Origin of the sequence: Streptomyces barkulensis, assembly GCF_002843305.1 — a bacterium.
Taxonomy (GTDB): Bacteria; Actinomycetota; Actinomycetes; order Streptomycetales; family Streptomycetaceae; genus Streptomyces; species Streptomyces barkulensis.
The window spans coordinates 1-12,294 of the sequence record NZ_PGSG01000094.1; the positions used below are offsets into that span (position 1 = coordinate 1).

Genomic DNA, 12,294 nt, shown 5'->3' on the forward strand with positions numbered 1-12,294 from the left:
TCCCGGCCGAAGTGCCCGTAGGCGGCCGTGGCGGCGTAGATCGGGCGCAGCAGGTCCAGGTCCCGGATGATGGCGGCCGGGCGCAGGTCGAACACCTCGGAGATGGCCTGCTCGATCCGCCCGGGGTCCACGGTGGCCGTGCCGAAGGTCTCCACGAACAGGCCCACCGGCTCGGCCTTGCCGATGGCGTAGGCCACCTGCACCTCGCAGCGGGCGGCCAGCCCCGCGGCCACCACGTTCTTGGCCACCCAGCGCATGGCGTAGGCCGCCGAGCGGTCCACCTTGGAGGGGTCCTTGCCGGAGAAGGCGCCGCCGCCGTGGCGGGCCATGCCGCCGTAGGTGTCGATGATGATCTTGCGGCCGGTCAGGCCCGCGTCCCCCATCGGGCCGCCGATCTCGAACCGGCCCGTGGGGTTGACCAGCAGCCGGTACCCGTCGGTGTCCAGCTTGACGCCGCTCCGGGCGAGAGCGGTCAGCTCCGGCTCGACGACGAACTCGCGGATGTCCGGGGCCAGCAGCGCGCCGACGTCGATGTCGGAGGCGTGCTGGGAGGAGACCACCACGGTGTCCAGCCGCACCGCCTTGTCCCCGTCGTACTCGACGGTCACCTGCGTCTTGCCGTCCGGGCGCAGGTAGGGCATGGCCCCGTCCTTGCGGACCTGGGCGAGCCGCGAGGACAGCCGGTGGGCGAGAGTGATGGGCAGCGGCATCAGCTCGGGCGTCTCGTCGCAGGCGTAGCCGAACATCAGGCCCTGGTCGCCGGCGCCCTGCCGGTCCAGCTCGTCGCCCTGTCCCTCCGGGGCGGCACCCTCCACCCGGGTCTCGTAGGCGGTGTCCACCCCCTGGGCGATGTCGGGGGACTGCGCCCCGATGGAGACCGACACCCCGCACGAGGCGCCGTCGAAGCCCTTCTTGGAGGAGTCGTAGCCGATCTCCAGGACGGCGTTGCGCACCAGGGTGGGGATGTCGGCGTACGCGGCGGTGGTGACCTCGCCGGCCACATGCACCTGGCCGGTGGTGATCAGCGTCTCCACCGCCACTCTCGCCCCGGGGTCCTGGGCGAGGATGGCGTCGAGGACGGTGTCGCTGATCCGGTCGGCGATCTTGTCGGGGTGCCCCTCGGTCACGGACTCCGAGGTGAACAGTCGGGAGGCCATCTCAGCTCACCCGTGCCTTGAAGAAGGTCCGGTCGATGGCCTCGAGGGTGCGGATCGAGTCGACCTCCAGGGTGTCCATGTCGATGGACCGCCCGCTCACCTGCTCCAGCAGGAAGACGAACTCGACGAAGGACAGGGAGTCGATGAGCCGGTTCTCGATGAGGTCCAGGTCGTGGGCGATGTCGTCACGGTCGGGGTGGCGCTTGACGATCCACGCCTTCACCTGGTCGAGTCCGTCGGTCATGGGGTCTCTCCTTTGGGTTCGGTGATGATGGGCGCGGCCACAGCGACCGCGTAGTCGACGTCGTGGCTGATGCTCACCGTGACCTCCGTGATCCCGGAGGCGGCGGCCATGCGGCGGGCTCCGCCGCGCAGGTGCACCAGGGGCCAGCCGCCGTCGGATCGCCGCACCACGATGTCCAGCCAGGGCAGGAAGCGGTCGCGCACCCGCAGGGTTTTGAAGGCCGCTTCCTTGGCCGCGATACGTCCGCAGAGGCTGAGCACGTCCAGCCCGGTGGAGTTGCGGCAGTCCGCTATTTCGCCGGGGGTGAGCATTCGCTCGAAGAATCCCTCGCCGTATTCGTCGAGGAGGCGTCGGACACGCTTGACGGACACGATGTCCATGCCGAGGTTCGCCCAGCCCGGGCCACTGGGGGCGGGGTGGGCCGGCACGTCAGAGCACCGACCTGGCCCGCGTGACCGCTTCGGTGGCGGCCTCCCAGCCTCCGTGGCGCTGGGTGAGGGCCGACAGCCACCGCTCCAGGCCGAAGGCCACGCAACTGGTGAAGACGGGACCGCCGGTGTCGGCGAGGGTGATGGAGCAGCGGTCCCCGAAGAAGTTGCGATGGGTGTTGACCGAGGAGATGGCGAGGTCCCCGAAGAGGAACTCGTACTTGACGGGCGTCAGGCGCTGCATGAGCGCCTTGGAACCGCCCTTGTCGTAGAAGGGGTCGCAGGCCGCTTCCCTGCGCAGGGGCAGATCGAGCGCCTCGGCGAACGCGGTGATCTTCCCGGCGAACGTCTCCAGATGCCGCTGGGCGTGTTCCCTGCTGCCCATGGCCACGATCTCACGCATCCGGAAACCGAGCTGGCGGCGCAGGTGCTCGTACCGCTCCTCTTTGCGGAAGCACCAGCCGACCACCGTCACCAGGGTGTCGGAGGGCACCGCCTGTCCCTGGTGGTGGAGGTAGACGCCGTAGCAGGAGGCCGAGGGCAGTCCCAGTGCGGCCGGCTGGAGCGCGTCGCAGGGAAAGCAGCCGGTCTCGCAGCAGAAGGGCGCGGACTCCCGGCGTTCCAGGTCCAGCGGGGCGACGACGACCGCTTGGTGGGGGAAGTTGTCGTAGTAGTCCAGCCGGGCCAGATCCGCGGTGGGCAGCAGGGGCGGCAGGGTCATCACACGTGCTCCGGCACCGACGCCCCAGCTCTCGAAGGTCTCGTCGAGCAGACGCAGCAGGGCGGTGCCTTCCGGACCGAGGGCCGGAAGGCCGGCACGGTCGTCGATCGGACCCGGTGGTGTCCGGGTCTCTGTGGGAATGGACATGCGGGCCTCTCAGAGAGGTCGGAACGCGAACGGGACTCGGAAGGGACCGGGGGCTCAGACGGCCGGGAGGACGTCGTCGCTGAAGATCCCGGTCTTGAGGAAGAAGGCCAGCGGCTTGCGGATCGACCTGCGCTCGATCTCGCGCCGCCGCTCGTCTCCGAGGAGCGCGTTGCGCAGGGCCAGTGGGTCGGGGATGCCGGCGTCGCGGTAGACGTGCGGGTTGTAGAGCGAGTTGACGCTGAACACGACATAGCGCTTGAGGTAGGCCTCGACCTCGGCGAGCCGCTCCGGGCCGACGGTCTCGCGCATCCGGGTGTACAGCAGGGAGACGAGTTCCCGTCCGAAGGCGATGTGCCGCGACTCGTCCTGGTGGTGGATGCGGTTGACCTGCCGGATCGTGTCGCAGAGCGTCTCGTCCTGGGCCATGCGGGTGTTGTAGTGGTCGACGAGCTCCTCGAAGAACAGGATCCGCGCGAAGACCAGGAAGTTCTCCACCTCCGGCTCCCAGTCGGAGTCGGCGCGCATCGCGGTGGAGGGGTAGATCTTGTTCCCGTAGCGGCGGCAGAACTCGGCGAAGAACCACATGTGCTCGTTCTCCTCGCCGATGAAGTGGTGGAAGAAGTCCGAGGGGACCTCGAACCCGGGCATGTGGATGCGGTGCACCACCTCGATCAGCAGTTCGCGGATGCCGTGCACATTGAGGCTGTAGAAGTTGATGCTCTCCCACTTCGAGAGCCGGCGCAGGGTCTCCTCGCCGAGTTCGTCGAACAGCGGTGTGCCGTAGGGGGTGAGGAGTTCGGGGCTCATCCACATCCGGTTCTCGTCCAGCCGGTCGGGCCAGGCGAACTCCTGATAGGGGTTGTAGTAGTCCTCGATGGACTTCGTGCTCAGTCTGTCCAGGACTTCCTGGAAGCGGTCCGTGATCGGCAGGGCCGCGGTGGGCATGGTCCCTCCAGTTGTCTTCCGGTGGGTCGTCGGTCGCGGGCGGAGCGGGAAGGCGGGGCGGGCACGGAGACTTCAGGAGGCTTCAGGGCCTGGCCTCGTAGACGGCGTTGACCGGGGTCTCGGTGGCGCGGCGCCACCGGGTGAACCCGCCGGCCTCCGCGATCCTGCGGAACGCCTTCTCCCCGGCGTGGTTGCCCAGGGCGTACGGGCCGCGCTGGGCGACGGCGACCGGCAGGCACATCACGGCGGACAGACTCATGAACATGCGGGCGGCCGGGGTGTCGCCGGTGACGTCCTCGGCGGAGGCGTTGGTCTCCACGAGCATCCAGGTGCCGTCCGCCGCGAGGGTGCCGCGCACATGGGCGGCGGCCGCCTCGGGGTCGCCCATGTCGTGCAGGCAGTTGAAGAACGTCACCAGGTCGTAGTCGCGGCCGGGGTAGTCGTCGGCGGAGGCCGTCTCGAAGACCACCCGGTCGCCCAGTCCGGCGTCGTCGGCGAGCTGGCGGGCGATGGAGATCGCCTCTTCGGAGTAGTCGAAGCCGTACACGGTGGCGTTGGGGAAGGCCTGGGCGATCAGTCGCGTGGTGTGGCCGATGCCGCAGCCCACGTCCGCGACGCGGCCGCCGTTGGCCAGCCTCTCCGTCACTCCGTCCAGGGCCGGCAGCCACTCGGGGACGAGCCGGTGCTGGTAGGAGGGCTGGAAGAGGCTGCCCATGCCGGTGTCCAGGGCGGGGTCGTGTTCGGCCCAGCCCACGCCCTCACCGGTGCGGTAGGCGTCGACGAGCTGTTCCTCGGTGGCGTACAGGGCCTTGAGGGCGGTGAAGAAGCCGGCCGTGAAGGTGACCGCGGAGCTGTCGGCGAGGACGGGGGCGTGTGCCGCCGGCAGGGTGTACTGGTTGGAGCTCGGGTGCCTCTCGACGTAGTCGGCGCTGAGCTGCGCGTGGAGCCACTCCTCCGCGTAGCGGGGGGCGATGCCGGTGTGCTTGGCGAGTTCCTCGGGGGTGAGCGGGCCGTGCTCGGCGAGCGCCCGGTACAGGCCCAGGCGCTCTCCCAGGGCCACGGTCAGTCCGCGGACGGCGGCGGCCGCGTCCGTGATCACCCTGCGGTGGAACTCGTCGGTCGTGGCGCCGGCGGACGCGGTGCCGGCGGGCGTGGCGTTCATGAGGTGGCCTCCTCGGTGGTTCGCAGGTCGCAGGTGAACAGGAAGGAGCGGGGGACGCCGGGAACCTGGCGCGGCGGCACGGAGTAGGGCCAGCGCCCGAAGTCGGCGCCCTCCTCGCCCGGCTGCTTCACCTCGCGCGGCGACCATCCGCCGTCCTCCAGCAGCCGCTCGGGTTCGTCGGTGCCGAACAGCCAGGGGTTGCCGTCCTCGGCAAGGGCGGACAGGAAGGGGCGGGACAGGGGGTTGTCCAGCGCGGCCCGGCTGATCAGGTCTCCGACCAGGACGGAGCCGGCGGCGCTGGAGTCGGACAGGGTGGCCAGCAGGGTCCTCACGGATTCTTCGGCGAGGAAGAACAGCAGGCCCTCGACGACCCACAGGACCGGTTCCTCCGAGCGCCATCCGGCCTCCTTCAGCGCCCCGGTCCACTGGTCGGTGAGGTCGACCGCGACGGCGCGGCGGACGCGTCCGGCCGGATCCGGTTCGCCGGCGAGCATCCGCGCCTTGGCCTCCAGCAGGGCGGGGCGGTCGAGTTCGTAGACGGTGACACCGTCCGGCCAGGGCAGGCGGTAGAAGCGGGTGTCCATGCCGGCGGCGAGGAACACCACCTGGCGTATGCCTCGTTCGGCGACGGTGCGGACGATCGCCTCGTCCATGTACGTGGTGCGGATGGCCAGGAACGGCACGGTGCCGGCGCCCGCGTACCGCTCGAGCAGGTCGAATCCGGTGTCCGCGGCCACGGTGCGGGCGTAGGGGTCGTCGAACAGCCGGTCCTCGCGTTCGGACTCCAGGGCCCGGGCTGCGGCGGTCCACTGGGCTGTGCGGGATACGGCCTCCATGGGAGGTCTCCCTTCGTCTGGTGGTGTGGACGGTCGTGTCCGGCGTCAGCCGCGCAGGCAGGGCGCCGGGTCCATCGCCTCGGGCATCGACACGGGGCGGGCGGCGGAGCGGCGCTTGAAGATGCTGTGCAGGATCATGCTGAACACGACCGTCCCGTCCTCGGCCACCAGCCGGCACCTGGGCTGGACGATGCCGGTGGCGGGATTGCCCAGTGAGGGGCGGGAGCCGAGGATCTCGACCTGTGCGGTGAGCCGGTCGCCGGGGCGCACGGGCCGGTGGAAGCGCACCTCGTCGATGCCCGGCGACCCCACGCACTCGCTGTAGGCCAGCAGCCCGTCCACGTAGCGCCTCATGAACAGCGCCGCGGTGTGGAAGCCGCTGGCGACCAGCCCCTCGAACGGCGACTGCGCGGCACGCCGCGGGTCGGTGTGGAACGGCTGCGGGTCGAAGCGGGCCCCGAACTCCAGCACCTCCTCCTCGGTCACGGTGACCTGGCCCAACTCGTGCACGTCGCCGGCACGGAAGTCCTCGAAGTAGCGCATGCCGTCCCCTCGTCCTCGGTTCATCACTCCTTGGGCAGGACCAAAATATTGATGAGTCGTTTATTTTGTCAACCCAAAAGAACGAACCTCAGGCGGCCTTCAGTGACCGCTCGATGTCGTCCCAGAGGTCGTCCGCGTCCTCGATGCCCACGGACATCCGCACCGTGCCCGGCGCGATCCCCGCCTCCCGGAGCGCCCGGTCGTCCAGTTCCCGGTGCGAGGTACTGGCCGGGTGGGTCACCAGCGTCTCCACGCCTCCCAGCGACAGGGCCAGCCGCGGGATCCGCAGCCCCTCGACGAAGCGGCGGCCGGCCTTCCGCCCTCCTTCCAGCTCGAAGGAGACCATCCCCCCGAAGTCGGACAGAAGCGCGCGGGCCCGCTCGTGGGAGGGATGCCCGGGCAGGCCGGGCCACTGGACCCGCGCCACGGCGGGATGGGCCCCCAGCCGCTCCGCCAGCACCGAGGCGTTGGCACAGTGCCGGCTCATCCGCAGCGGCAGGGTCTGTATGCCCCTCAGCGTCAGCCAGGCCGCGAACGGGTCGACGGTGGAACCGAGTTCGACCGCCTTGGTCCAGACGGTCCGGTGGAGCGCGGAGTCGGCGAAGACGGCGGCGCCGCCGATCACGTCGGAATGGCCGCCGAGGTACTTGGTCGCGGAGTGGACCACGATGTCCGCACCGTGCTCGATGGGCCTGCACAGCACGGGGGAGGCCAGCGAGTTGTCGACCACCGTGACGACCCCCCGCTCCCCGGCCGCGGCCAGGAGACCGGGCAGGTCGGGGACCTGGCCGGTCGGATTGGCGATGGTCTCCAGGAACAGCAGACGGGTGGCGGGGCGGACACGCGCCTCGAAGTCCGCCGCGTCCTCGGTCCGGATCCGCTCGACGACGACACCGAACCTCCGGGCGAGATCGGAGAGCACCGCGTGCGTGCCCCCGTACAGGCAGCTCTGCGCCAGCACATGGTCACCGGGGCGCAGCAGTGCGAGCAGCGTGCCGCTGATCGCGCCCATGCCCGAAGCGGTGGCGATCGCGGCCGCGCCGCCCTCCAGGTCGGCGAGCACGTGTTCCAGCACCTGGACGGTGGGGTTGCCGCGCCTGCCGTAGACGAAGTCGCCACCCGGTTCCGCCATGGCGGCGGCGAGCCTGTCCACGGAGTCGAACGCGAACGCCGAGGAGCGGACGACCGGCACGCTCAGCGGACTTCCGCCCTCCTGCGCCTCGGCGGCCGCGGCGGCCGCGGCGTGCACCGCCCGCGTCCGCAGACGCGGTTCGCCGGTCCGCCGCCCTCCGTGCTGCCTCTGTTCCCTCATGTCACTCGTTCCTTCCGTCGCGGGATGGGAGAGCCGTGGTGAACACGCGGGAGACGGGAACGCCGGAGTCCGGTCCGGCCGGAGGCGGCTCCGGAAAGCGGGAAAGGCGTTCTTCGGCGCGGCGGATCGCGCCCCACGGCGCGGCGCGGACGGCCTGCGCGGCCGGTCGCGCCCTCCACGTCACGGCCGGTGCCGCGCAGCCGTCCCGGACCTCGGCGGAACACACCCGTGCCCGCATACCCCGTAGGGGTATGCGGGCACGCTAGCTCACCCCGGGGGGGTATGTGAAGAACCGCTTTCCCCGGCACCGGAAGCAGAAGGCGGACGACGACGGCGGGGGGTTCCGCCCATGCCGCGGCCGGCAGCGGCACGCGGGTGCGGCCGGGGCCACCGGCCCCGGCCGCACCGCTCACGTCGCGGACCGCCGGCACAACTCCTCGTACTCCTCCCGCCCCACGGCCTCCCCCGAGGACGGAAGCAGCCGCGGAACGCCGTCCACGATCGGACAGCGGCGGCGCAGCCGCGGGTTGTAGAGCACGTCCCCGGACGCCGACAGCGTCAGCGGCCCCTTGTCGATCGGGCGGGGACACCGACGGCGGCGGGCAGGTGCCGGGCACACGGGCACGGGCGAGGGCGTCCGGACCAGGAGCGCCAGCACCGGTACGGCCGCCGCGACCGGGCCCGTGGCCACGGCCACGACCGCCGTCGGGGCGACCACGCCCAGCAGCCGTCCCGGTGGCGGGACCGGAACCGGGACCGGGACGGGGGCCGTGCGCCGTACTCGGAACAGGGCCGGTGCGGCCCGGCCCGGCCCGGAAAGCCTGCACGGCCCCCGCTCACGGCCCGCAGCCCGTCCTGTCGTCGGTCAGGTCCGCGCCACCGGCGCGTTCACGGGCCCGCCTCCGGCTCCGCAGGCCGGGTCCGGCGTGTGCGTCGCGCCCGGTGGCCGGGCGGTGCGCCCGGCGGTCAGGCGGTGAGGCCCTTCTTGAGGGCGGTGGCGATCTTCACGACGCGCTCGGCCTGTATGCGGGCGGCGGTGCGGGTGGTGTCGTCGACGGGGTTGTTGCCCTGGGCGTCCACGTGGGAGGTGCCGTAGGGGTTGCCGTCGGCGAACTTGGCCGGGTCGGTGTAGCCGGGGGCCACGAGGATGCCGCCGAAGTGGTGGATGGTGTTGTACAGCGCCAGCAGGGTGGACTCCTGGCCGCCGTGGGCGGTGGCGGAGGAGGTGAAGCCGCTGTAGACCTTGTCGGCCAGCTTGCCCTGGGCCCACAGGCCGCCGAGGGTGTCGATGAACTGCTTGAGCTGGCTGGCGATGTTGCCGTAGCGGGTGGGGGAGCCGAAGATCACCGCGTCGGCCCACTCCATGTCCTCGGGGGTGGCGTGGGGGATGTCGGCGGTGGCGTTGGCGTTGGCGGCCCAGGCCGGGTTGGAGTCGATCGCGGCCTGCGGGGCGAGTTCGGCGGCCTTGAGCAGGCGGACCTCGGCGCCGGCCTTCTCCGCGGCCTGGGCGATCTCCTTGGCGATCTCGGCGATGGTGCCGGTGGAGGAGTAGTAGACGACGGCGAGCTTGACGGGGGTGCTCACGGTTGCGGTCTCCGTTCCGTAGGTGTCGTGTGTGCGATTGCGGCTGAAGATGCCCATGACAGGTCTCGTCCTTGCGTTGTACACCCGTCGACCGGGCTTGCTTGAACGTTAAACAATCACACGGGCGTCCAGATTCCCCGCATCGGGGGAATTAATCAAGTCCGCACCCCGGGGCGGCCTCGGCCGGCCGGCGGACGGGGCGGCCGACGCGCCCCGGGGGCTCAGCCGCTCAGGAGGAGGCGGCGGGCTCGGCCGCCTCGATCCGGGCGTCGGCCAGCCCCAGGCGCAGATGCTCCACGTGGTAGAGGGCCTGGTCGAGGAGTTCGGCGACATGGTCGTCGTGCAGGGCGTAGACGACGCTGCGGCCCCGGCGGGTGCCGGTGACCAGGCCGAGGGTGCGCAGGACACGCAACTGGTGGGAGCAGGCGGACTGCTCCATGCCGACGGCGGCGGCCAGCTCGGTGGCCGCGCAGGGGCCTTCGCGCAGCCGGGCCAGGATCAGCAGCCGGGAGGGGGTGGCCAGGGCCTGGAGGGTCTCGGCGACCCTGGGCGCGTTCTGCGCGGTCAGCCGGGCACGCGGAACCGCACTGCCGCTCTCGGGGGGTTTCGCTCCATGGCCCATGCCCTCATCCTACGGAAACCAATACATGAAAGAATGTTCAATCATTCCTGTATGGTGTGGGGCCCGGACCCCACGTCTCCCGAAGGCCGTAGCCCATGACCTCGACACTGACCACCCCGGCGCTGCCGGGAGAACGCACCACCAACACCGCCGCGCCGCGCGGGCGCACCCGGCTCCTGGCACTGCCCGAGGCCCGCTGGGCCCTCGCCGCCCTGACCCTCTTCCTGGCAGCCCTCCCCCCATACCTGCTGGAAGCCCCCGCCTGGCTGTGGGGCCCGCTGTTCGCCGCCGTCTACGTCACCGGCGGCTGGGAACCGGGCTGGGAGGGCCTGAAAGCCCTGCGGGACAGGACCCTGGACGTGGACCTGCTGATGGTGGTGGCCGCCCTCGGCGCCGCCGCCGTCGGCCAGGTCCTCGACGGGGCGCTGCTGATCGTCATCTTCGCCACCTCCGGCGCCCTGGAGGCGGTAGCGACCGCCCGCACCGCGGACTCGGTGCGCGGCCTGCTCGACCTCGCCCCGGCCACCGCGGCCCGGCTGCTGCCCGACGGGAGCGAGGAGACCGTCCCGGCCGCGGAGTTGGCGATCGCCGACACCGTCCTGGTCCGCCCCGGCGAGCGGGTCGGCGCCGACGGCACGGTCCTCGCCGGCGAGAGCGAGGTGGACCAGGCCACCATCACCGGCGAACCGCTGCCGGCCGCCAAGCGGCCCGGGGACGAGGTGTTCGCCGGCACGGTGAACGGCACGGGCGCCCTCACGGTGCGGGTGGCACGGGACCCGTCGAAGACGGTGATCGCGAAGATCGTGGCGATGGTCGAGGAGGCCTCGAAGACCAAGGCCCCCACCCAGCTGTTCATCGAGAAGGTCGAACAGCGGTACTCCGTCGGCATGGTGATCGCGACCCTGGCGGTGTTCGCCGTCCCGCTGGCCTTCGGCGACGACCTGCGGTCCGCGCTGCTGCGCGCGATGACGTTCATGATCGTGGCCTCGCCGTGCGCGGTGGTGCTCTCCACGATGCCTCCGCTGCTGTCCGCGATCGCCAACGCCGGCCGCCACGGCGTACTCGCCAAGTCCGCCGTCGTCATGGAACGCCTCGGGCGGATCGACACGGTCGCCCTCGACAAGACCGGCACCCTCACCGAGGGCACCCCGCACCTCACCGAGCTGCGCCCGCTGCCCGGCAGCGGGCTGACCGGGGACGGGTTGCTGGCCCTGGCGGCCGCGGCCGAGCACCCCAGCGAACACCCGCTGGCCCGTGCCGTCGTCGACGCCGCCCGCGAGCGCGGCCTCCCCCTCGCCGCCGCGTCCGGCTTCGCCTCCGCCCCCGGCCGGGGTGTGAGCGCCACCGTCGGCGGCCATGCCGTCCAGGTCGGCTCCCCCGGCCGGCTCCTGCCCGACGACGCCGAGCAGGCCCGTTCCGCGGCGGAGGAGCTGGAGGAAGCCGGGCACACCGCCGTCGTGGTGCTCCGCGACGGGACCCCGGTCGGCGTACTGGGCGTCACCGACCGGCTGCGGCCGGACGCCGCCGCCACCGTCACCGCCCTGGCCGAGCTGACCGGGCGGCCACCGGTACTGCTGACCGGCGACAACGAGCGCGCCGCCAGGCGCCTGGCCGCCGAGGCCGGCATCACCGACGTCCGCGCCGGGCTCCTGCCCCAGGACAAGGCCGCGGCCGTCCGGGCGTGGGAGCGGCAGGGCCGGAAGGTGCTGGTCGTCGGCGACGGCGTCAACGACGCCCCCGCGCTGGCTGCCGCGCACTGCGGCGTCGCGATGGGCGAAGCCGGCTCCGACCTCGCCCTGGAGACCGCCGACGCCGTCGTGGTCCGCGACGAACTCGCCACCGTCCCCGCCGTGATGAGGCTGTCGCGAAGAGCTCGCCGGCTGGTGGTCCAGAACCTCGCCGTCGCCGGGGTGTTCATCGCCGTCCTGGTGGCCTGGGATCTGATCGGGACCCTGCCGCTGCCGCTCGGCGTCGCCGGGCACGAGGGCTCCACCGTCGTCGTCGGCCTCAACGGCCTGCGCCTGCTGCGCGAGGCAGCGTGGCGCGGCGTCCCCGCGGGAGGCACCGAGTGAGCAGGCGCTCCCGGTCCGCCGGCTCCACCCCGCCGCCGGGTGCGGCACGGTGCACGGTCACCGTCTGCCGCGGCTGCTGCTGCGGCAGCGCCAAGATCCCCGGCCTCGACCACGCCGCCCAACTGCGCGGTCTGCGCCGGGCCCTGGACGGTGTCGCGGCCGTCCGCGCCACCGACTGCCTGGACGCCTGCGAGCACGCGAACGTCATCGTCGTCCAGCCCTCCCCCGCCGGACGTGCGGCGGGCGGGCGGCCGGTCTGGCTCGGCCTGGTCAACGACCTCGATGCCACCGCCGACATCACCGCCTGGGTCGAACGGGGCGGCCCCGGCCTCGCCGAGCCGCCCGGCATCCTCGACCTCTACACCTTCACCCCCTCCCGCCGGATACGCGGGCAGTTGGAGGAGTGAGGCCCTCCGCCCGCCGCCCCGCACCACCGCCGTCACCGTCCCCGGCGGCTCCCCCGGCTGAAGGGGCCGGACCGACGCCGCCTCGGACAGCCACCGGGCAGCCCATGCCGGTGC

Annotated in this window: 14 protein-coding genes; 2 read left to right on the forward strand and 12 right to left on the reverse strand. The window is 72.1% G+C overall.

Annotated elements, in window-relative coordinates:
• The 12 genes from metK to CUT83_RS20040 all read right to left on the reverse strand — a co-directional run.
• The coding region (metK, locus tag CUT83_RS19985) for a methionine adenosyltransferase (RefSeq protein WP_101257237.1) at window positions 1-1,157 on the reverse strand (1,157 nt) is incomplete at its 3' end.
• 1 nt (window position 1,158) lies between these two features.
• On the reverse strand, window positions 1,159-1,401 hold the full coding sequence (locus CUT83_RS19990; RefSeq protein ID WP_101257238.1) for a holo: 243 nt from the start codon (window positions 1,399-1,401) through the stop codon (window positions 1,159-1,161).
• Window positions 1,398-1,781: a holo-ACP synthase gene (locus CUT83_RS19995; protein WP_139238093.1), complete on the reverse strand. Its 384-nt coding sequence runs from the start codon at window positions 1,779-1,781 to the stop codon at window positions 1,398-1,400. The genes CUT83_RS19990 and CUT83_RS19995 overlap by 4 nt, the downstream gene beginning before the upstream one ends.
• 49 nt (window positions 1,782-1,830) lie before the next feature.
• Entirely contained in the window at window positions 1,831-2,697 is an 867-nt protein-coding gene (locus tag CUT83_RS20000) for a class-II aminoacyl-tRNA synthetase family protein (protein ID WP_173915114.1), read from the reverse strand.
• 54 nt (window positions 2,698-2,751) lie between these two features.
• Entirely contained in the window at window positions 2,752-3,642 is an 891-nt protein-coding gene (locus CUT83_RS20005) for a diiron oxygenase (protein ID WP_101257239.1), read from the reverse strand.
• Window positions 3,643-3,724: 82 nt separating this feature from the next.
• A complete protein-coding gene (locus CUT83_RS20010) occupies window positions 3,725-4,804 on the reverse strand; it encodes a class I SAM-dependent methyltransferase (protein WP_101257240.1) in 1,080 nt (359 codons plus the stop codon).
• Entirely contained in the window at window positions 4,801-5,640 is an 840-nt protein-coding gene (locus CUT83_RS20015) for a class I SAM-dependent methyltransferase (RefSeq protein ID WP_093849528.1), read from the reverse strand. Before CUT83_RS20015 ends, CUT83_RS20010 begins: the two co-directional genes overlap by 4 nt.
• Window positions 5,641-5,685: 45 nt before the next feature.
• Window positions 5,686-6,207, reverse strand: a complete 522-nt coding sequence (locus tag CUT83_RS20020; protein ID WP_240958572.1) for a MaoC family dehydratase — start codon at window positions 6,205-6,207, stop codon at window positions 5,686-5,688.
• Window positions 6,208-6,271: 64 nt separating this feature from the next.
• Entirely contained in the window at window positions 6,272-7,495 is a 1,224-nt protein-coding gene (locus tag CUT83_RS20025) for a trans-sulfuration enzyme family protein (protein ID WP_101257242.1), read from the reverse strand.
• A 409-nt stretch (window positions 7,496-7,904) separates the two neighbouring features.
• A complete protein-coding gene (locus CUT83_RS20030) occupies window positions 7,905-8,114 on the reverse strand; it encodes a Trm112 family protein (RefSeq protein WP_101257257.1) in 210 nt (69 codons plus the stop codon).
• A gap of 347 nt (window positions 8,115-8,461) precedes the next feature.
• Window positions 8,462-9,079, reverse strand: coding sequence for an NAD(P)H:quinone oxidoreductase (gene wrbA / locus CUT83_RS20035; protein ID WP_101257258.1), 618 nt, complete (start codon window positions 9,077-9,079; stop codon window positions 8,462-8,464).
• A gap of 229 nt (window positions 9,080-9,308) precedes the next feature.
• Window positions 9,309-9,701 (reverse strand): ArsR/SmtB family transcription factor, encoded by a 393-nt coding sequence (locus CUT83_RS20040; RefSeq protein WP_101257243.1) that lies wholly within the window; start codon window positions 9,699-9,701, stop codon window positions 9,309-9,311.
• A gap of 95 nt (window positions 9,702-9,796) precedes the next feature.
• On the opposite strand from CUT83_RS20040, the gene CUT83_RS20045 reads away from it, so the two are divergent.
• The gene (locus CUT83_RS20045) at window positions 9,797-11,773 is read left to right on the forward strand and encodes a heavy metal translocating P-type ATPase (RefSeq protein ID WP_101257244.1); all 1,977 of its coding nucleotides are present in this window, start codon (window positions 9,797-9,799) and stop codon (window positions 11,771-11,773) included.
• Complete coding sequence (locus tag CUT83_RS20050) at window positions 11,770-12,180, forward strand: (2Fe-2S) ferredoxin domain-containing protein (protein ID WP_101257245.1); 411 nt, start codon at window positions 11,770-11,772, stop codon at window positions 12,178-12,180. The genes CUT83_RS20045 and CUT83_RS20050 overlap by 4 nt, the downstream gene beginning before the upstream one ends.
• Window positions 12,181-12,294: the final 114 nt, after the last annotated feature.

What these genes read in the sequence shown, in the direction of transcription:
- CUT83_RS19990 (WP_101257238.1), bottom strand. Translation starts at nt 1,401, where the DNA reads ATGACCGACGGACTCGACCAGGTGAAGGCGTGGATCGTCAAGCGCCAC.
- CUT83_RS19995 (WP_139238093.1), bottom strand. Translation starts at nt 1,781, where the DNA reads ATGGACATCGTGTCCGTCAAGCGTGTCCGACGCCTCCTCGACGAATAC.
- CUT83_RS20000 (WP_173915114.1), bottom strand. Translation starts at nt 2,697, where the DNA reads ATGTCCATTCCCACAGAGACCCGGACACCACCGGGTCCGATCGACGAC.
- CUT83_RS20005 (WP_101257239.1), bottom strand. Translation starts at nt 3,642, where the DNA reads ATGCCCACCGCGGCCCTGCCGATCACGGACCGCTTCCAGGAAGTCCTG.
- CUT83_RS20010 (WP_101257240.1), bottom strand. Translation starts at nt 4,804, where the DNA reads ATGAACGCCACGCCCGCCGGCACCGCGTCCGCCGGCGCCACGACCGAC.
- CUT83_RS20015 (WP_093849528.1), bottom strand. Translation starts at nt 5,640, where the DNA reads ATGGAGGCCGTATCCCGCACAGCCCAGTGGACCGCCGCAGCCCGGGCC.
- CUT83_RS20020 (WP_240958572.1), bottom strand. Translation starts at nt 6,207, where the DNA reads ATGAACCGAGGACGAGGGGACGGCATGCGCTACTTCGAGGACTTCCGT.
- CUT83_RS20025 (WP_101257242.1), bottom strand. Translation starts at nt 7,495, where the DNA reads ATGAGGGAACAGAGGCAGCACGGAGGGCGGCGGACCGGCGAACCGCGT.
- CUT83_RS20040 (WP_101257243.1), bottom strand. Translation starts at nt 9,701, where the DNA reads ATGGGCCATGGAGCGAAACCCCCCGAGAGCGGCAGTGCGGTTCCGCGT.
- CUT83_RS20045 (WP_101257244.1), top strand. Translation starts at nt 9,797, where the DNA reads ATGACCTCGACACTGACCACCCCGGCGCTGCCGGGAGAACGCACCACC.